The sequence below is a fragment of the Thiothrix lacustris DSM 21227 genome, from assembly GCF_000621325.1.
GTDB lineage: Bacteria > Pseudomonadota > Gammaproteobacteria > Thiotrichales > Thiotrichaceae > Thiothrix > Thiothrix lacustris.
This window is the reverse complement of the sequence record NZ_JHYQ01000008.1, coordinates 36,183-50,095: the sequence shown is the minus strand read 5'-3', so window position 1 is coordinate 50,095 and position 13,913 is coordinate 36,183. Positions and strand designations below refer to the sequence as shown.

Annotated in this window: 18 protein-coding genes; 9 read left to right on the top strand and 9 right to left on the bottom strand. The window is 48.0% G+C overall.

Going from position 1 to position 13,913, the window contains the following annotated elements:
• Positions 1 to 2: 2 nt before the first annotated feature.
• The 3 genes from sctR to Q394_RS0105465 form a co-directional block, all read right to left on the bottom strand.
• Positions 3 to 647 (bottom strand): type III secretion system export apparatus subunit SctR, encoded by a 645-nt coding sequence (gene sctR / locus Q394_RS0105475; protein WP_281169633.1) that lies wholly within the window; start codon positions 645 to 647, stop codon positions 3 to 5.
• A gap of 11 nt (positions 648 to 658) precedes the next feature.
• Complete coding sequence (gene sctQ / locus Q394_RS0105470) at positions 659 to 1,717, bottom strand: type III secretion system cytoplasmic ring protein SctQ (protein WP_051542862.1); 1,059 nt, start codon at positions 1,715 to 1,717, stop codon at positions 659 to 661.
• Between the two features lie 135 nt (positions 1,718 to 1,852).
• The gene (locus Q394_RS0105465; protein ID WP_028488383.1) at positions 1,853 to 3,106 is read right to left on the bottom strand and encodes a hypothetical protein; all 1,254 of its coding nucleotides are present in this window, start codon (positions 3,104 to 3,106) and stop codon (positions 1,853 to 1,855) included.
• Positions 3,107 to 3,344: 238 nt separating this feature from the next.
• Here Q394_RS0105465 and Q394_RS19250 point away from each other — a divergent pair, with 238 nt between their 5' ends.
• The 7 genes from Q394_RS19250 to sctJ all read left to right on the top strand — a co-directional run bounded on the left by Q394_RS19250 (position 3,345) and on the right by sctJ (position 7,551).
• Complete coding sequence (locus tag Q394_RS19250; RefSeq protein WP_084260359.1) at positions 3,345 to 4,022, top strand: hypothetical protein; 678 nt, start codon at positions 3,345 to 3,347, stop codon at positions 4,020 to 4,022.
• Positions 4,023 to 5,408 (top strand): type III secretion system inner membrane ring subunit SctD, encoded by a 1,386-nt coding sequence (sctD, locus tag Q394_RS0105455; protein WP_028488381.1) that lies wholly within the window; start codon positions 4,023 to 4,025, stop codon positions 5,406 to 5,408. It begins immediately after the preceding gene.
• Positions 5,374 to 5,589: an EscE/YscE/SsaE family type III secretion system needle protein co-chaperone gene (locus Q394_RS0105450; protein ID WP_038140618.1), complete on the top strand. Its 216-nt coding sequence runs from the start codon at positions 5,374 to 5,376 to the stop codon at positions 5,587 to 5,589. The genes sctD and Q394_RS0105450 overlap by 35 nt, the downstream gene beginning before the upstream one ends.
• Before the next feature lie 123 nt (positions 5,590 to 5,712).
• Positions 5,713 to 5,901, top strand: coding sequence for a hypothetical protein (locus tag Q394_RS0105445; RefSeq protein WP_028488379.1), 189 nt, complete (start codon positions 5,713 to 5,715; stop codon positions 5,899 to 5,901).
• Positions 5,902 to 5,989: 88 nt separating this feature from the next.
• Positions 5,990 to 6,355 (top strand): tetratricopeptide repeat protein, encoded by a 366-nt coding sequence (locus Q394_RS0105440; RefSeq protein ID WP_028488378.1) that lies wholly within the window; start codon positions 5,990 to 5,992, stop codon positions 6,353 to 6,355.
• A 9-nt stretch (positions 6,356 to 6,364) separates the two neighbouring features.
• Positions 6,365 to 6,913 carry a hypothetical protein gene (locus Q394_RS0105435; RefSeq protein ID WP_028488377.1) on the top strand — a complete coding sequence of 183 codons (549 nt, stop codon included), beginning with the start codon at positions 6,365 to 6,367 and terminating at the stop codon, positions 6,911 to 6,913.
• Between the two features lie 35 nt (positions 6,914 to 6,948).
• Positions 6,949 to 7,551 (top strand): type III secretion system inner membrane ring lipoprotein SctJ, encoded by a 603-nt coding sequence (gene sctJ, locus Q394_RS0105430; RefSeq protein WP_028488376.1) that lies wholly within the window; start codon positions 6,949 to 6,951, stop codon positions 7,549 to 7,551.
• Here sctJ and Q394_RS0105425 read toward each other — a convergent pair.
• From Q394_RS0105425 to Q394_RS0105410, 4 genes are read right to left on the bottom strand one after another with little or no spacing between them, the layout of a single operon-like run.
• Positions 7,548 to 8,498, bottom strand: coding sequence for an LpxL/LpxP family acyltransferase (locus Q394_RS0105425; protein ID WP_245606736.1), 951 nt, complete (start codon positions 8,496 to 8,498; stop codon positions 7,548 to 7,550). The genes sctJ and Q394_RS0105425 overlap by 4 nt on opposite strands.
• Complete coding sequence (locus Q394_RS0105420) at positions 8,456 to 9,196, bottom strand: competence/damage-inducible protein A (protein ID WP_028488374.1); 741 nt, start codon at positions 9,194 to 9,196, stop codon at positions 8,456 to 8,458. The genes Q394_RS0105425 and Q394_RS0105420 overlap by 43 nt, the downstream gene beginning before the upstream one ends.
• The gene (gene hemH, locus Q394_RS0105415; protein WP_028488373.1) at positions 9,193 to 10,305 is read right to left on the bottom strand and encodes a ferrochelatase; all 1,113 of its coding nucleotides are present in this window, start codon (positions 10,303 to 10,305) and stop codon (positions 9,193 to 9,195) included. The genes Q394_RS0105420 and hemH overlap by 4 nt, the downstream gene beginning before the upstream one ends.
• On the bottom strand, positions 10,302 to 10,715 hold the full coding sequence (locus tag Q394_RS0105410; protein WP_028488372.1) for a phosphate-starvation-inducible protein PsiE: 414 nt from the start codon (positions 10,713 to 10,715) through the stop codon (positions 10,302 to 10,304). Before Q394_RS0105410 ends, hemH begins: the two co-directional genes overlap by 4 nt.
• A gap of 50 nt (positions 10,716 to 10,765) precedes the next feature.
• Between Q394_RS0105410 and Q394_RS0105405 the strand changes: the two genes are divergently transcribed.
• Together Q394_RS0105405 and murI are read left to right on the top strand one after the other, a co-directional pair.
• On the top strand, positions 10,766 to 11,560 hold the full coding sequence (locus Q394_RS0105405) for an inositol monophosphatase family protein (RefSeq protein WP_308896721.1): 795 nt from the start codon (positions 10,766 to 10,768) through the stop codon (positions 11,558 to 11,560).
• Between the two features lie 3 nt (positions 11,561 to 11,563).
• Positions 11,564 to 12,373, top strand: a complete 810-nt coding sequence (gene murI / locus Q394_RS0105400) for a glutamate racemase (RefSeq protein ID WP_028488370.1) — start codon at positions 11,564 to 11,566, stop codon at positions 12,371 to 12,373.
• Between the two features lie 4 nt (positions 12,374 to 12,377).
• Here the strand turns inward: murI and Q394_RS0105395 are convergent, their stop codons facing one another.
• Entirely contained in the window at positions 12,378 to 12,869 is a 492-nt protein-coding gene (locus tag Q394_RS0105395; RefSeq protein ID WP_028488369.1) for an FKBP-type peptidyl-prolyl cis-trans isomerase, read from the bottom strand.
• Positions 12,845 to 13,795, bottom strand: a complete 951-nt coding sequence (lpxL, locus tag Q394_RS0105390; RefSeq protein ID WP_038140612.1) for an LpxL/LpxP family Kdo(2)-lipid IV(A) lauroyl/palmitoleoyl acyltransferase — start codon at positions 13,793 to 13,795, stop codon at positions 12,845 to 12,847. The genes Q394_RS0105395 and lpxL overlap by 25 nt, the downstream gene beginning before the upstream one ends.
• Positions 13,796 to 13,913: the final 118 nt, after the last annotated feature.

Sequence of the window (13,913 nt, the reverse complement as noted above, 5' to 3'; positions counted from 1 at the left end):
TATCAGTAACTCAATATCAGGCCGTGGATCAGACGTGACCAGCCATCTACCAGTACAAACAGCAATAGTTTGAAGGGTAGTGAGATCACCATCGGTGACAACATCATCATGCCCATTGACATCAATAGGTTGGAAATGACCAAGTCAATGACTACAAATGGCAAGAAAATCAGGAAGCCGACCTGGAAGGCATTGGTCAATTCGCTGACCATAAATGAAGGAATGAGTACTAATAAGTGGTCAGTAGTGATGTCTTTTGCGTATTTTTCTGGCCATAGTTTCTGGGTGGTTTGGGTGAAAAATTCGCGCTCACTGGCGCTCGAATGTTTGGTTAGGAATTGCCGTAAAGGGTCAGTGCTACCTTCCAGTGCTTCAATGAGTTGGGGGTTGCGAATGTCTTCAATGGATACCCCATGGCTATTAAATTGTTCATAGGTTTCCATCACCACTGGCGCCATGATGTACATGGATAAGATAATGGCAATACCACTGATCGCAATGTTTGGTGGTTCTTGTTGTAGACCTAATGCACTGCGGATGATGTGCATCACAACCACTAGCTTGACGAATGAGCTAACCATGATCGCAATAAACGGGGCTAGCCCTAGAATGCTGAGAATGGCTAGCAGGATAATGGGATTGGGCATACCCTCCATGCCTAACTGCCTTTAGCTTTTTTGTTGAATAGATTGAGTATGCGCACGCCGACTCTACCGTTGATTTCGACCAACTCTCCCGTGCCGATTAAGCGCTGCTGGGAGCGTATTTGAATGATTTCTGGTAATGATTTGCCGAGTTCTAAAATGTAGCCAGGGCGTAGTTGTCGTACTTCATTGAATGACAACGTTTTATCTCCAACATCAAAAGAGAGTTGAACAGGTATCTGGCTGATATGTTCTATATTTTGTTTTTGTTCGTTATCGCTCATGGGCATCCACTCAGTGTTGATGGTCAGTGTTGATGGTGTTGTTCGGTTAAGGGTGGCCTCACAGTAATAGCCCGAGTTGAGGCGTAACCTGAGTAAGCTCTCGTTCTCAAAACGGGTATCTTCAAGCAGAATGAGATCGGCAGCTTGTAACTGATTGATCTCTGCCATAGTAAAAACAGTTCGGCTGATTTCTAACCACGCGGGGGTGACATGCTCTTCCCAATCAGCATTGGTATCTGATGGCCAATGACGCAAGCGTTCTTGTAGGTGTGGATATAAATGCGGGTCAAGCATTAGAATGGCGAAGATCGTTTGTTGTACGCTATTATCTGCTTGATTCAGTACTTGAAATTCAAAACCCAGTGGCATGTTGTAGATAGGGCTTTGATATTCCGCAGAGGTACTTTGAACGGTTATTTTTAGCCCTAATGCCTGTTCAGCTTGTTGAATTAAGGGGGCGAGAGCGCTTTCAATAATGCTAATGCTTAAGTTTTCAGGTAATTGCGCTAATAATCCGCTAGGTACAAATTGGTCGATTTTTTCAATGAGTGGCCATTCAGAGAGCCATAAGCCAGCGGATGTGCTGCCTAATTCTAGTGTTAAGCTGATCGGGCACAGGTTTTGAGTGTTGCTATCTGTTGCTTGTAGTTGTAAACGAACGTTGTATTTGTCATCTAGTGCGAAACTGATGGTGTTGGTTTTGTTTAATAGAATATTATTCAGGCGTACAACTAGGGCCGCCTGATTGGTGAATTTGATCGGGGTGATCTGGGACTGCCGGTTTTCCATTATGGTTATTATCCTGAACACTGCATTGTTAATGCAGCATGGCATTGTTTATTTTTGAAAACGTGCAATAGTAATGTTCAGTCTGCCGCTGCACGGGGTGAACTTCAAGTTTCTTCAGGTTATACGGTGTTAATATCAGACTGAACGGTGTGTATCCCAACTTTGTAGGCGCTCAGTATTTGGATTAACATTGATAGCACCCAAGTAATAACCCTTGAAAGAATCCTGTGGAAGCCATGTGTTTTCCTTGAAGGAGACGTTCACATTGCCAATGTTCGTGCTCCAGAAACGGTAGGAGTCATCCGCATTACGGCCAAGGTAAATCGCATTCCAGCCTTGTGATGCAGATGTATTGTCGCCTGGCAGGTCAAAGTAATAAGCCGATCCAGGGGTTAGTGCATCCCCTTTAGCGGTGTCAAATAGGGCTGTTTCACCGCTCAGATTGTTGATGCCATCGACGTTAACTTCCCCAGCCTGCGCGGTACGTACTTTGGTAACGAAGCCGCCATCAAAGCCAGAGCTATCGTCCTTATCATACCAAGATGAGATTTGCAGTTGACCCGCGTGACTGTCGAAATCATCTGCGCCGATAGTCTCCAATGTTGCTTTTAGATTGAGCAACCGCATTGGACTAGCACAATCAAAGGCGTAATCCTGTCGATTATTGAACACATCATTGATGGCGACTGAGGGTTGAACGGGCTGACCTGAATTATCGGTATTGCGCATGAGCAAGTAACGATTGCTGCCTCGCTGTACGACCTCCCAGTAATTATTGCGTTCTAGTACGGTTTCTGTTGAGACTTGATTGTTGCTGCTGTAGTTACGTGTTTCAGGTGGTGTCAGTTCACCCGCATTGATATGCACTAAATTTTCACTGAAAGCCCAGCCTTCACCAAGCGAACTGGCGATGTTGACCATGTTTTTACGGAAGTTTAGGTTATACAAGTCGGTCGTGCTGAGTGTTTTGCGTGAGGTTTCGGTTCCAGCTGCATCACTAATAATCAAGGTATCACCCTCACTGAGGCGTTTGTCAGCGTTAGATCCATCCAAAATTTTGATATTTTGACCGCTGGAGATTTTGCCTTGGCTATCAGCTGCGTAAGTTCCCATCAAAATGGATTTTTCAGCCTCACTTAATACAATAACTTGAGGTGTGCTGGCGACATTACTGGATTGACCTCCAATTTGTTGGCCAATTTTCTGGAGCAGGGGAGATAGCATGGGAGAAGATGCGTAGTTAGGCAAGACGCTCAGTAGTGTGCTGGATAAACCGTCTCTGTATTGTGGTTGGGTTGTATTGGAGGAGGCTAACAATGTTGGGGAAATACTGCTATTGCCTTGTGCTTGTCCGCTATTTTGTGTGGGTGACACGATAGTAAGGGGCATTCTACATCCTCCCTGATGTACTGTATGGCTAGATTCGATGCTTAATGTAAGCATCTACTTTGCATTAGGTTTGGTGTTAGGTGATGAGTGGATGTGTTTTGCAGATAATCAGTGAAGCTTGTCGGGTTCTTTTCCATTAAGTCGTGTTTCTTCTACGTTCATCTTTCAAAGGATGAATCTCTCGGTGCATAGATATAAATTAGACTGGTTTATAGAACTGCCGGGGGATTGCTTGGCTATGCATAATGTATTTTTTAAATTTCGCTGGGCTTTATTGCTACTGAGTTGTGTCAGTTTTACAGCGGCAGCGGCGCCTTTGGCTTGGAAAGATTACCCCTATTCACATTTCTCTGATCAGGAACCCTTGATTGAGCTGTTGAAAACACTAGCATCATTGCAGGATCTTCCTATTGTAGTGAGCCCTAAGGTTAAAGAAGTTGTCAGTTTGCATTTTCAGAGTCGTAAGCCAGAGGATATTTTTAACGAGTTGGTTAAAAATTATGGCCTTATTTGGTATTACGACAAAGAGGCATTGTTTGTTTACAAAGAAGAAGAGGTGCAAACAGCGTCGGTCAGCATGAAGACGATGTCTCCACAGGAGTTCACCAACACGCTTAAGCGTCTTCAGGTGCTAGAAGATCGCTTCCAATGGGAAGTTTCTGAGGTAGATAACATTGTGTACATGACGGGGCCAGAACGTTTTATTAGTTCGGTCTTATCCATGGCTAAGGTAATGGATAATCAAGATTTATCGCGCCGCCAAGTTTATCGCTGGAAAGATAAAAGTGGAGTGGTTAATTTTAGCTCGGAGGACCCAGTGAAACGCTTGGGATCTGAGTGGGATGTTAAGACCGATGAAAAATTCCCAGGTTTTGATGTGGTTGATGTTGTTAAAAATAAAAAACAGGCGGAGTAAATGGCTATTCAACAGACTTCATTTGTACTCAAAGTGCTTAGTGGCATCAATGCGGGTGCATCTGTTAGGTTAAAAACAGGTAGTCTAGTTATTGGTCGCGCCATGACTAGCGACATTATTTTACATGATGAAAACATTGCTGATCAGCATATTCAATTATTAATAACCTCTGCTGGTATTACGCTTCAACCTTTGGCTAGGCCTGTGTTTGCGGGGGGGGTAGAGGTCACAGACGCTAGTATTGATTTACTTCCCTATCAGTCGGTCAAGCTAGGTAATGTTGAGTTTCTGGTGACAGATAGTCGTGTTGCGCCGCCGCAGGCAAAGCATAAATCTGCTGACGGAGCAACCAACCTCAAAGATGGAGATGCGTCAGGAGTCATGGCTACTGCTCGAGTTGAGCAACCTAAAAAATCTGCTCGAGCAACGCGTTCCCCATCTATGCAAAAGACAGGCGGGAGGGTGTGGCTGTTACTCGTCGGCTTGAGTTTACTCTTGCTTGCTAACGCTCTCTATTGGACTCCCCAGTTTAAGCATTTGTTAGAAAGCTTGGGTATGTGGGAATCGGGAGAGCAGCAGGCGGCTAATCTGATGCAAGACTTAGGTAAGCAAGATTTCAAGTTGGTAAAAGAGTCTGATGGTTCGGTTAGCTTGAGTGGTTATACAAATACGGTACTAGAGCGCAATGAGCTGATGAGTAAGATTCAGAATGCTGGCATCAAGGCTAATCTTCATATCTGGGCGCAAGATGAGATGGCGAATAATGCAAACATGATTGCACGAGCAATGGGGCAATCTGCCCTGCATTTCAAGTCGGGTAGTACTGACGGTGTCTTGGTTGCACAGGGCTTTGTTAGCAAGACGGCTGATTGGGAGCGGGTCAAGGCAACGATCCTAAATGATGTCGGTGGTATTCGCTCTATTAGTGAAGGTGAGTTCCAGACTATGGATGGTTATTTGGCTTCATTTGTGCAGTTCATCGAGAAAAAAGGACTTTCTGGCCGTATCAACGCCACAACTGATGGTAAGAGCGTTATAGTCAACGGCGAGTTAACTCAGCCAGAAATCAAAAAATTAAAAGGTTTTTTGAATGAGTTCAACAAACTTCAAGATGAAGGCCCTGCTGTTGTATTGAAGGTTAGTGATGTACGAGATCGTATTAAGCTCTCAATACGCAGTGTAAGTGTTGGTCAAGTACCGTTTATGGTATCTAAAGATGGCAAAAAGTATATGGAAGGTTCAACACTTGGTGATAAATACTTTGTTAAGTCCATCCAATCTGATCATGTGGTCTTAACGAATAATGGAATAGATATTCCTTTTTATTACGGTATAGAAAAGGGGAGAAGTAATGATGCTGCAAATCGAGCAGAACCTCAGAAATGATGTGTCCGGTATGTATAAAAATGAGCTTTTAGATAAGTTTAACCAAGCAGCATCGGAAGTTCGTTCCGAGTTGAATCAAGGTGTGTCACCTGATGAATACGATAAGTTGAACAGGTTTTTAGATGCACTGAATGCCAGTTGCGAGGTGGTTGAAGAGTTTTGGTCGCAAACTCATCATTGAGTAAGTGCCAAAAGTAAGCATGGAACGCAATGTTTTAACAGGAAGTTATGAATTCCCTGCGTTTGATGAATAGTCATCGGGAATTATATTTTATGGACGATTAATTTTTTAGGAGATATTAAAATGGCAGATATTAGTGGCGCCGCGACTACTGTGGCTCAAACTCTGACTGATAGTGCAAATGCTCAAGTTACTATTAACACCGCAGCTAGCCAAGCTGAAGTTCTCACTATGAACTCTAAAGCAGATTTGGCTGCTATGCAGGGTGTTAGTGGTGCTTTAGATTCAGCAGCACAAGCCGTGCAAAAATAATTACAGGGACTCTATCATAGAGTCGTAAACTGTAATTTCAATAGAGCGTGGCATCAAGGTACCTTGATGCCACATATAAGGAGACAGTATGAGTCCTGATGTAGAATTACTTAGAGTCGTTTCTCAAGTTGGTTATTTGGCTTGTTTTAAAAATGATGCCAAACGTGCTCAATTGATTATGGATGGTGTGAACGCTATTGGGCGTGAGCAAATTCCTATTAAAATTGGTGTTGCAGTCGCAGGTATTTATGCAGGTAAGTATGATGAAGCCATCAATATCTTGCGCAATCATATCTTAGCGGAAGATCCTAATCATATGAGTGCTAAATGTTTTCTAGGTATTGCATTGACTCAGAAAGGTCAGAAGGCTGAAGCCAAAGAATTATTTGAAGAAGTTGTTGAGCATGGTAATCAAGATGAGAAAATTATTGCGGTTGCCTACTTGAATAATTAGGATGTTAATATGATTGATACAAGCGTTTTGGTAAATCCGGCAAACTTAGGTGATTGGGGGGTGCAGCATTTGCCAGCCCCGCAAGCTCAAGATGTAAAGCGTTTTGAAGATGTCATGACGCATGGGGATCTTAGCATTAATGCTTCTCAAGAACCCATTCTAAGTGTGTTAGAACCAGCGAATGAGGGGTTCGGTGGTTTCAAACAAGCACTATTAGATAAAGTTCAAGGAATGGATAGTTCCTATCATAGCGTGTTGTCAGAATATCAAACGATGCCTGAGATGCGACAACACATGCTAGCTGATAGGGCAAGTGGAAGTGATACCACTCAAATTAGGACTTATCCTGAAGTTGGTGGCCTTTCTGGCAGTGCATCAGGGCAAATGGAAACGACTGCACAAAGTGTGGCTGATAATATTTTGTCTGCTGCCGAGTATCAAAATAAAGTTTATCAATGGGCGACGAAGATGGAAATGTGGTTTAGCCATATGAAGATTCTTTCGTCGGCAGTAGGACAAGTTTCTCAAGGATTTAAAACATTGTTCCAAGCAAGTTAATAATCCATGAGTTTATATTGTAAAAAGAGAAAATAATGACAATCATAAATAAAAAATTTCTCCGATTCTCAGTTGTTTTCGCTTTGTTTCTTCTAACAGGCTGTAAAACCGAACTGTATAGCAACCTAGTGGAAAATGATGCTAATGGTATGCTTGCTATTTTGCTCAATAATAAGGTTGACGCAGAAAAAATCTATGATAAGAAAGCAGCAACATACACGCTAAATGTTGAAGAGTCCCAAATTCCACAAGCTGTTCAGATGCTTAAAGAACACGGCTATCCCAAAGAAAAAACTGCAACGGTTGGCGAGTTGTTTAAGAAGGAAGGACTGATTTCTTCCCCACTAGAAGAGCGTGCCCGTTTTATATTTGCTTTATCACAAAGCGTGCAAGAAACCCTGTCGCAGATTGATGGTGTTTTAGTTGCACGGGTACACGTGGTCTTGCCTGAAAACAACCCGATTGATACCGAAGTTAAACCTTCCTCGGCCTCAGTGTTTATCAAGTACAACCCGTCCTACCGTCTGGAAGACATGAAGTCAGATATTAAAATGATTGTGGAAAAAAGTATCGAGGGTTTAACCTACGATAGCGTATCCGTTGTGATGGTTCCTGCGCAATTCCCAGCTACCAACTAATAAACATCAGTTTCATTCGTCGGGCGGGTTCGGAAAAACTTGAGTACCCACATGTATTGCTCCGGGTGTTGTTCAATCAGAATTTGCAGCCCTGTGTTCAGCAGCGTCGCATTCTGCTCCTCGTCTTTGCCGGGATAGTCCGTCAGAGCAGCACCGATCACAATCTCATACCCCCCCCGTTGTGGATTGAAAAAGGCCATAACGGGTAACGCAACTGCTTTGCCTAACTTGGCTAGGCGTGCCGGGGTCGTCAAGGTTGCCTTGGGAACCCCGAAAAAGGGGGCAAACACCGAATGTTTACTGCCATGATCTTCATCCGGCAGGAAAAACATGAGCCGCCCCGGCTCCAGCGCCCGCACCAGTTTCATCATGCCTTCTTCACGGGCGACCACGAATTCCACATCTTGCAAGCGGCTACGGGCAATCAGCCAATCCGCGACAGGGTTGTGGAAGGGTTTGTAAGAGCCGTAAGCGCGGTAATGTTCGCCGATAGCTGCTGGCGCAAATTCCAGCCATACCGAATGCCCCAGCATCAGGATAACGTTTTGCCCAGCGGCGATGGCTTGATCAATGTGTTCCCGCCCGATTATTTGGGTGCGTTGGTACAGCCAGCGACGTGAACGAAAGAACAACACGCTGTAATCCAGTAAGGCGCTGGCATATTCCTGTAAATGGGCTTGCGCCATCTGCTCATGCTGGGTGTCACTTAACGTGGGGAAGCACAGGCGCAGATTGCTGAGGACAACGGTGTGGCGTTTGCGGTTGCGACGGTAAATCCAGTTACCGAGCCATTTACCTAGCCCGCGCCGTGCTTGCCAGGGTAGCCAAGCGAGTAATCCAAACAGCCCGATACCTGCCCATGTGAGCCAGTGTTTGGGTGCAAGCAAGTGGCGGGGCGGCATATTCACGGCTGGCGTTCGCCATTGATCTGGTTGACTTGTAGCCATGCATCGAACCATACGCCCGCTGTTTGCACGTCTGCGGCTTTGCCCTTCAACCCGAAGTCAATTTGACGGCGTTCGACGGTGCTGGGCAGGCTGGAAAGATGCACGGCTGGAAAAGTACGCAACAGCTCTTCCATCATCGGAATCAGTTCGCTTTCCTGCACGTTTTGCAGTAGCCAGCGGTGTTCCACAGGTGGGGTGGTGTCGAAATATTGATGGTAATAGGTGTCTAATGCCCATTCGACCATCGGCCACGCCATATTAGGGAAACCGGGGACAAAATGGTGGTGCTGCACTTTGAAGCCGGGAATCTGGTTGATGGGATTAGGGATCAAGCTGGCACCATCTGGTAGTTCACTCATGCGAATGCGGTTAGGGTAAGCCTCTGCCCCGAAACGGCCTTCGATCAGGGCGACAGCCTGCGGGTGGCGTAACAATCTGACGCCTGTGGCGGCAGCCGCTGCTTGGCGAGTCAGATCGTCCGGGGTTGCGCCAATGCCGCCGAAGCTGAACACGATGTCGTTGCTTTGAAAGGTTTCCTGCAAGGTTTGCAGCAGTAAATCCCAATCGTCGCCGATCATGCGTACCCACGCCAGCGGCAAGCCCCGTGCTTTGAGAAAGCTTATCACTTGTGGCAGATGCTTGTCTTGACGTAAACCACTGAGCAGTTCATCGCCAATGAGGATGAGTCCAACTTTCATTGTTTGGCTCCTTTATCGGTGGCACGTTGCAAGGTCTTTTCAGCTCGCCGCTGTTGGGTGGTCGTTGACCAGCCGGGAGTTGTTTCCGCCCAGCCTTGGGTGTGCTGTTGGATAATGTCGGCTAACGCTTTGATATGTTCAATGTTATCGTTGAGCGCGGGGATGTAATGGTAGTTTTCACCGCCTGCGTGCTGGAAGTATTCACGGTTTTCTTCGCGGATTTCTTCCAGCGTTTCGAGGCAGTCGGCTGCAAAACCGGGGCAGACCACGTCGACGTTTTTGATGCCTTCACCCGGCAGTGCTTGCATGGTTTTGTCGGTGTAGGGCTGTAACCATTCGGCTTTGCCAAACCGCGATTGGAAGGTGACGCGCCATTCATTGGGTTTGAGGTTGAGTTCTTCTGCCAGTAGTCGTGCAGTTTTGTGGCATTCGCAGTGGTAAGGGTCGCCCAGCATCAGGTTGCGCTTGGGGATGCCGTGGAAGGACATGACCAGCAGTTGACCGCGTGGCTGCTTTTCCCAGTGTGCCAGCACGCTGTTGGCGAGGGCTTTGATGTAGCCGGGGTGGTCGTGGTAGTGGTTGACCAGGCGTAATTCCGGCATCCAGCGCCAACGTTTGAGTTCGTCGAACACTTTGTCGAAGGTGGTGGCATTGGTGGCAGCACAATATTGTGGGTAAAGCGGCAATATCAGTACGCGCCTTGCCCCGGCTTCCTTGAGTTTCAGCAGGGTATCGGGAATGGCTGGGTTGCCATAGCGCATTGCCAAGGCTACTTTCACGGGGCCTTCAAAGCGGATCTCCATTTCCTTCTGAAGTGCTTGTTGCTGTTGCTCGGAAATATGCATCAGCGGGGAGCCATTCTCCGTCCACACCGTTTTGTACTTTGCGGCGCTCTTGGCGGGGCGGGTATTGAGGATAATGCCGTGCAGGATGACATTCCAGATAATCCGGGGAATTTCAACGACACGCGGGTCGGACAGGAATTCTTTCAAATAACGGCGCAATGAGGCTTTATCAGGTGCATCAGGTGTGCCCAGATTAACCAGCAATATACCCGTGCATTCGGATTTGCCGTGGAAATAGTCTTGTTCATTGATAAAGCGACTCATGGGTGGGGCTTTCCTTTGAGGTTTTTTTCATACGGGTATTTTACATGACCAAAACGCACCGCTAGTACGGCTAGTGAAATCAGTAGGATAGAGGCTGAAATGGCGAGCATTTGCCATTGATCCATGGCTTTCATGTCGAGGATCAGGTAACGGGCGAGGGCAACCATGCCGATGTATAAGGGCATCCGCACCGGTACTTCCCCGGATTGCAGGTACACCACGACCATGGTGATGATTTCCAGATAAATAAACAATAACAGCAGGTCAGCGATCTGGACTTTCAGGTTGGTAATAATGTTGGCAATTTCCTGACCGACGGCGACAACAGTGGCTATTGTGATGATGGTAAGCACTAGATATTCGATCCCATGCAACAATTTTTGGCTGGCCGAAATGTTCGGTTTGTCCACGTGTGGGTATCCTTGTATTGTTAGCGTTTTGGTAACGCTGGGTAGGTTAAATGATGCAGCCTGATTTGCAAGTATTGGTGCAGGAAATACGTCAAATTGCACGCGAGGAAATTTTACCGCGTTTCGAGCACGTGGGCTTTGCGTTAAAGCAGGATGGTAGCTTGTTAACGGAAGCAGATTTGGCGACTAATCGGCGTATTGCCACGTTTCTCCAACAACAATGGCCTGAGATTGCGTTTCTGAGCGAGGAAATGGAGCGCGAGGAGCAGGCGTGTTTGTTGCGCGAAGCCGATGCTTTGTGGTGTCTTGATCCGCTGGATGGCACCAGCAATTTCGCGGCGGGCATTCCACTGTTTGCGGTGTCGCTGGCCTTGTTTCAGCAGGGCGAAGTGGTGTTGGCGCTGACGTATGATCCGGTGCGCGACGAAATGTTCAGCGCGGTACGCGGGCAGGGTGCTTGGTTGAATGGCAAGCCGTTACGTTGCCAGTCCAGTGAATTTGCCTTGCGCAATGCGGTGGCCATTGTGGATTTTAAGCGTTTGTCGTTGCCGTTGAAACAGGCGTTGATGCACCAGCCGCCGTATGGTTCGCAGCGTAATCTCGGCAGTTGCGTGCTGGAGTGGGCGTGGATGGCGGCAAACCGGGGCAATGTGTACTTGCACGGCGGCATGAAGTTGTGGGATTTGGCGGCGGGGACGCTGATTCTCGCCGAAGCGGGTGGCTATGCCTGTACTTTGCAGGGTGAGGCTGTGTTTAAACCCGCGCTGGAGCCGCGTTCGGTGGTAATTTCCCCCGATAAGGCATTATTTGCAGCTTGGTTACAGTATTTGCAGGAAAACCAGTAAGCCATGTCACAGCGCGAACAACCTGTCGGGGTGTTTGATTCCGGTTTGGGTGGCATTTCGGTGCTGCGCGAAATTCACCGTTTGCTGCCTGCGGAAGACCTGATTTATGTGGCGGATTCGGGTCATGCGCCTTACGGGGCGAAAACACCGGAATACATCCGTACCCGTAGCAAGCAGATGGCTGATTTCTTGCTGGAACAAGGGGTTAAGGTGTTGGTGGTGGCGTGTAATACCGCGACGGTTCATGCGGTGGACTATTTGCGCGGTATGTTGCCGATTCCGGTGGTGGGGATAGAGCCTGCGGTGAAACCTGCGGCACGGTTGACGCAATCCGGGGTGATTGGGGTGCTGGCGACGCAGCAAACGGTGAACAGCCCACGCTTGCAGCATTTGATTCGCGATCATGCCAGTCAAGTGACAGTGATGGCGCAAGCCTGCCCCGGTTTGGTGGAGCATGTGGAGGCGGGGGATTTCAGTAGCGAGGCGGTGCGTCAGTTGTTGAAGCATTACACGCTGCCTTTGCTGGAAGCGGGGGTGGATACGCTGGTATTGGGGTGTACGCATTACCCCTTTCTGACGGAAGCAATCCACGAGGTAACGCATGGGCGAATGACGGTGCTGGAAACCAGTACACCCGTGACGCACCAGTTAATCCGCGTGCTGGATCAGCAGAATTTGCGCAGGCTTGAAACAGGGCAGGGTAGCGTGCGGTTTTTTTCCAGCAAATCTGAGGATGCACAGCATCTGATCAGTATACAGACCCTGTGGCAACACAGGGTTGAGCTGGGTTTGTTGCCAACACGCTACCGCTGAGGGCTTAATGGTGGTGGTGGCCGCCTTCACCGTGTGCGTGGCCGTGGGCAACTTCTTCTTCAGAAGCGGCGCGGACGCTGATAATGCTGACATCAAACGTCAAGGTAACGCCCGCCAGTGGGTGGTTGGCGTCGATGGTAACAGTGTCATTGTCGACGGCTGCAATGCGAATGGTCTGGTTGCCCGCGCCTGTTTGGGCATGGAAAGCAGCACCCGCGACGATTTGCTCTTCGGGGACACCTTCAAACATGCTGCGTGGCACTTGCTGGGTCATGCGCTCGTCGTATTCACCGTAGGCTTCAGTTGGAGCGACGGTAACGATCATGCTGTCATTGGCTTGCTTACCTTCCAACTGTGCTTCTAACCCTGGAATAATGTTGCTTGCGCCATGCAGGTAGGCAAACGGTTGGGTAGCATCAGCTTGGTCTAGCACTTGACCTTTGTCATCAGTGAGGGTGTAAGTCATGGTGACTACGGTATTTTGTGCGATTTGCATTGGTTTTCCTTGGAATAGAGAATGTATCGGTTGCCGCCGGAGGGGTCATCCTTGAAGCGGCGGTGTGTCCATAAATATTGGGCGGGGAACTCGCGTACCTGTTGCTCAATGAGGTTGTTTATTCGGGTTGTGTCGTCAAGTATGGCTTCACTGGGAAAATTTTCAAGTGCTGGCAGGAAACGTAATTGATAGCCGGTAGCAGTTCGCAGCGTGAAAAACGGCACGACTTGCGCTTTGCCAAGTTTGCTGAGGCGGCTGGTGGCAGTGTTGGTGGCGGCTTCTATGCCGAAAAAAGGCGCGAATACGGCGTTTTTATGCCCGAAATTCTGATCTTGCGCATACCACACCACATGCCCTTGTTGCAGGCTGCGAAGCATGTCGCGGATATTGTCGCGGGAGATGGCTTTGCCGTAACGTTTCGAGCGCAAACGGGCGACACGCCATTCGATCAGCGGGTTCTGGTGCGGGCGGTAAATAACGTGTAGCGGGATGCGTTGTGCGATTAAACGTCCGCCAAGTTCGAGGCTGGTGAAATGGGCGCTGAGCAATACTACGCCGCCTTGTTGCATCGCTGCTTGCAGGTTTTCCAGCCCTTCGATGTCGGTTTGCTGTGCCAGTTTGTCATCGTCGCCCCACCAGCTCAGGGCGGTTTCCAGTAAGCCGCGCCCCAGCGAGATGAAGTGCTCGCGGTTGAGCTGGGCGCGTTCCGCCGCAGTGCGTTCGGGGAAGGCGAGTTCCAGATTGATGCAGCAAATTTCCCGACGTTTGGGTAACAGGTAAAACATGAGTAAGCCGAATTGCTTGCCCAGCCACATTTGCACGCCCCACGGCAGTTGCACCAACAGCCACAGAAAGCCCAGACCGAACCAAGTCAGCCAGTAGCGCGGGTGTAAGAAATGTTTGCCGGAGGTTTTTTGTGTGATCATTAAATGCGATTGACTCTGAAAGATGGATGTCTGATGAAGCAGCGCGAGTTTAGCAAACTATAGAAAAAGAACCCAAGGGCTAACGTTGCCATTCATTTTGTTTAGAGGTTTTGATTTG

Excerpts from the sequence above, each read along its gene's own strand:
- Q394_RS0105445 (WP_028488379.1), top strand. The coding sequence starts at position 5,713 with ATGGCAGATATTAGTGGCGCCGCGACTACTGTGGCTCAAACTCTGACT.
- sctJ (WP_028488376.1), top strand. The coding sequence starts at position 6,949 with ATGACAATCATAAATAAAAAATTTCTCCGATTCTCAGTTGTTTTCGCT.
- Q394_RS0105405 (WP_308896721.1), top strand. The coding sequence starts at position 10,766 with ATGATGCAGCCTGATTTGCAAGTATTGGTGCAGGAAATACGTCAAATT.
- Q394_RS0105465 (WP_028488383.1), bottom strand. The coding sequence starts at position 3,106 with ATGCCCCTTACTATCGTGTCACCCACACAAAATAGCGGACAAGCACAA.
- Q394_RS0105450 (WP_038140618.1), top strand. The coding sequence starts at position 5,374 with ATGATGCTGCAAATCGAGCAGAACCTCAGAAATGATGTGTCCGGTATG.
- Q394_RS0105395 (WP_028488369.1), bottom strand. The coding sequence starts at position 12,869 with ATGCAAATCGCACAAAATACCGTAGTCACCATGACTTACACCCTCACT.
- lpxL (WP_038140612.1), bottom strand. The coding sequence starts at position 13,795 with ATGATCACACAAAAAACCTCCGGCAAACATTTCTTACACCCGCGCTAC.
- Q394_RS0105425 (WP_245606736.1), bottom strand. The coding sequence starts at position 8,498 with ATGGCTACAAGTCAACCAGATCAATGGCGAACGCCAGCCGTGAATATG.
- Q394_RS19250 (WP_084260359.1), top strand. The coding sequence starts at position 3,345 with ATGCATAATGTATTTTTTAAATTTCGCTGGGCTTTATTGCTACTGAGT.
- sctR (WP_281169633.1), bottom strand. The coding sequence starts at position 647 with ATGCCCAATCCCATTATCCTGCTAGCCATTCTCAGCATTCTAGGGCTA.
- Q394_RS0105435 (WP_028488377.1), top strand. The coding sequence starts at position 6,365 with ATGATTGATACAAGCGTTTTGGTAAATCCGGCAAACTTAGGTGATTGG.
- sctD (WP_028488381.1), top strand. The coding sequence starts at position 4,023 with ATGGCTATTCAACAGACTTCATTTGTACTCAAAGTGCTTAGTGGCATC.
- murI (WP_028488370.1), top strand. The coding sequence starts at position 11,564 with ATGTCACAGCGCGAACAACCTGTCGGGGTGTTTGATTCCGGTTTGGGT.
- Q394_RS0105420 (WP_028488374.1), bottom strand. The coding sequence starts at position 9,196 with ATGAAAGTTGGACTCATCCTCATTGGCGATGAACTGCTCAGTGGTTTA.
- sctQ (WP_051542862.1), bottom strand. The coding sequence starts at position 1,717 with ATGGAAAACCGGCAGTCCCAGATCACCCCGATCAAATTCACCAATCAG.
- hemH (WP_028488373.1), bottom strand. The coding sequence starts at position 10,305 with ATGAGTCGCTTTATCAATGAACAAGACTATTTCCACGGCAAATCCGAA.
- Q394_RS0105440 (WP_028488378.1), top strand. The coding sequence starts at position 5,990 with ATGAGTCCTGATGTAGAATTACTTAGAGTCGTTTCTCAAGTTGGTTAT.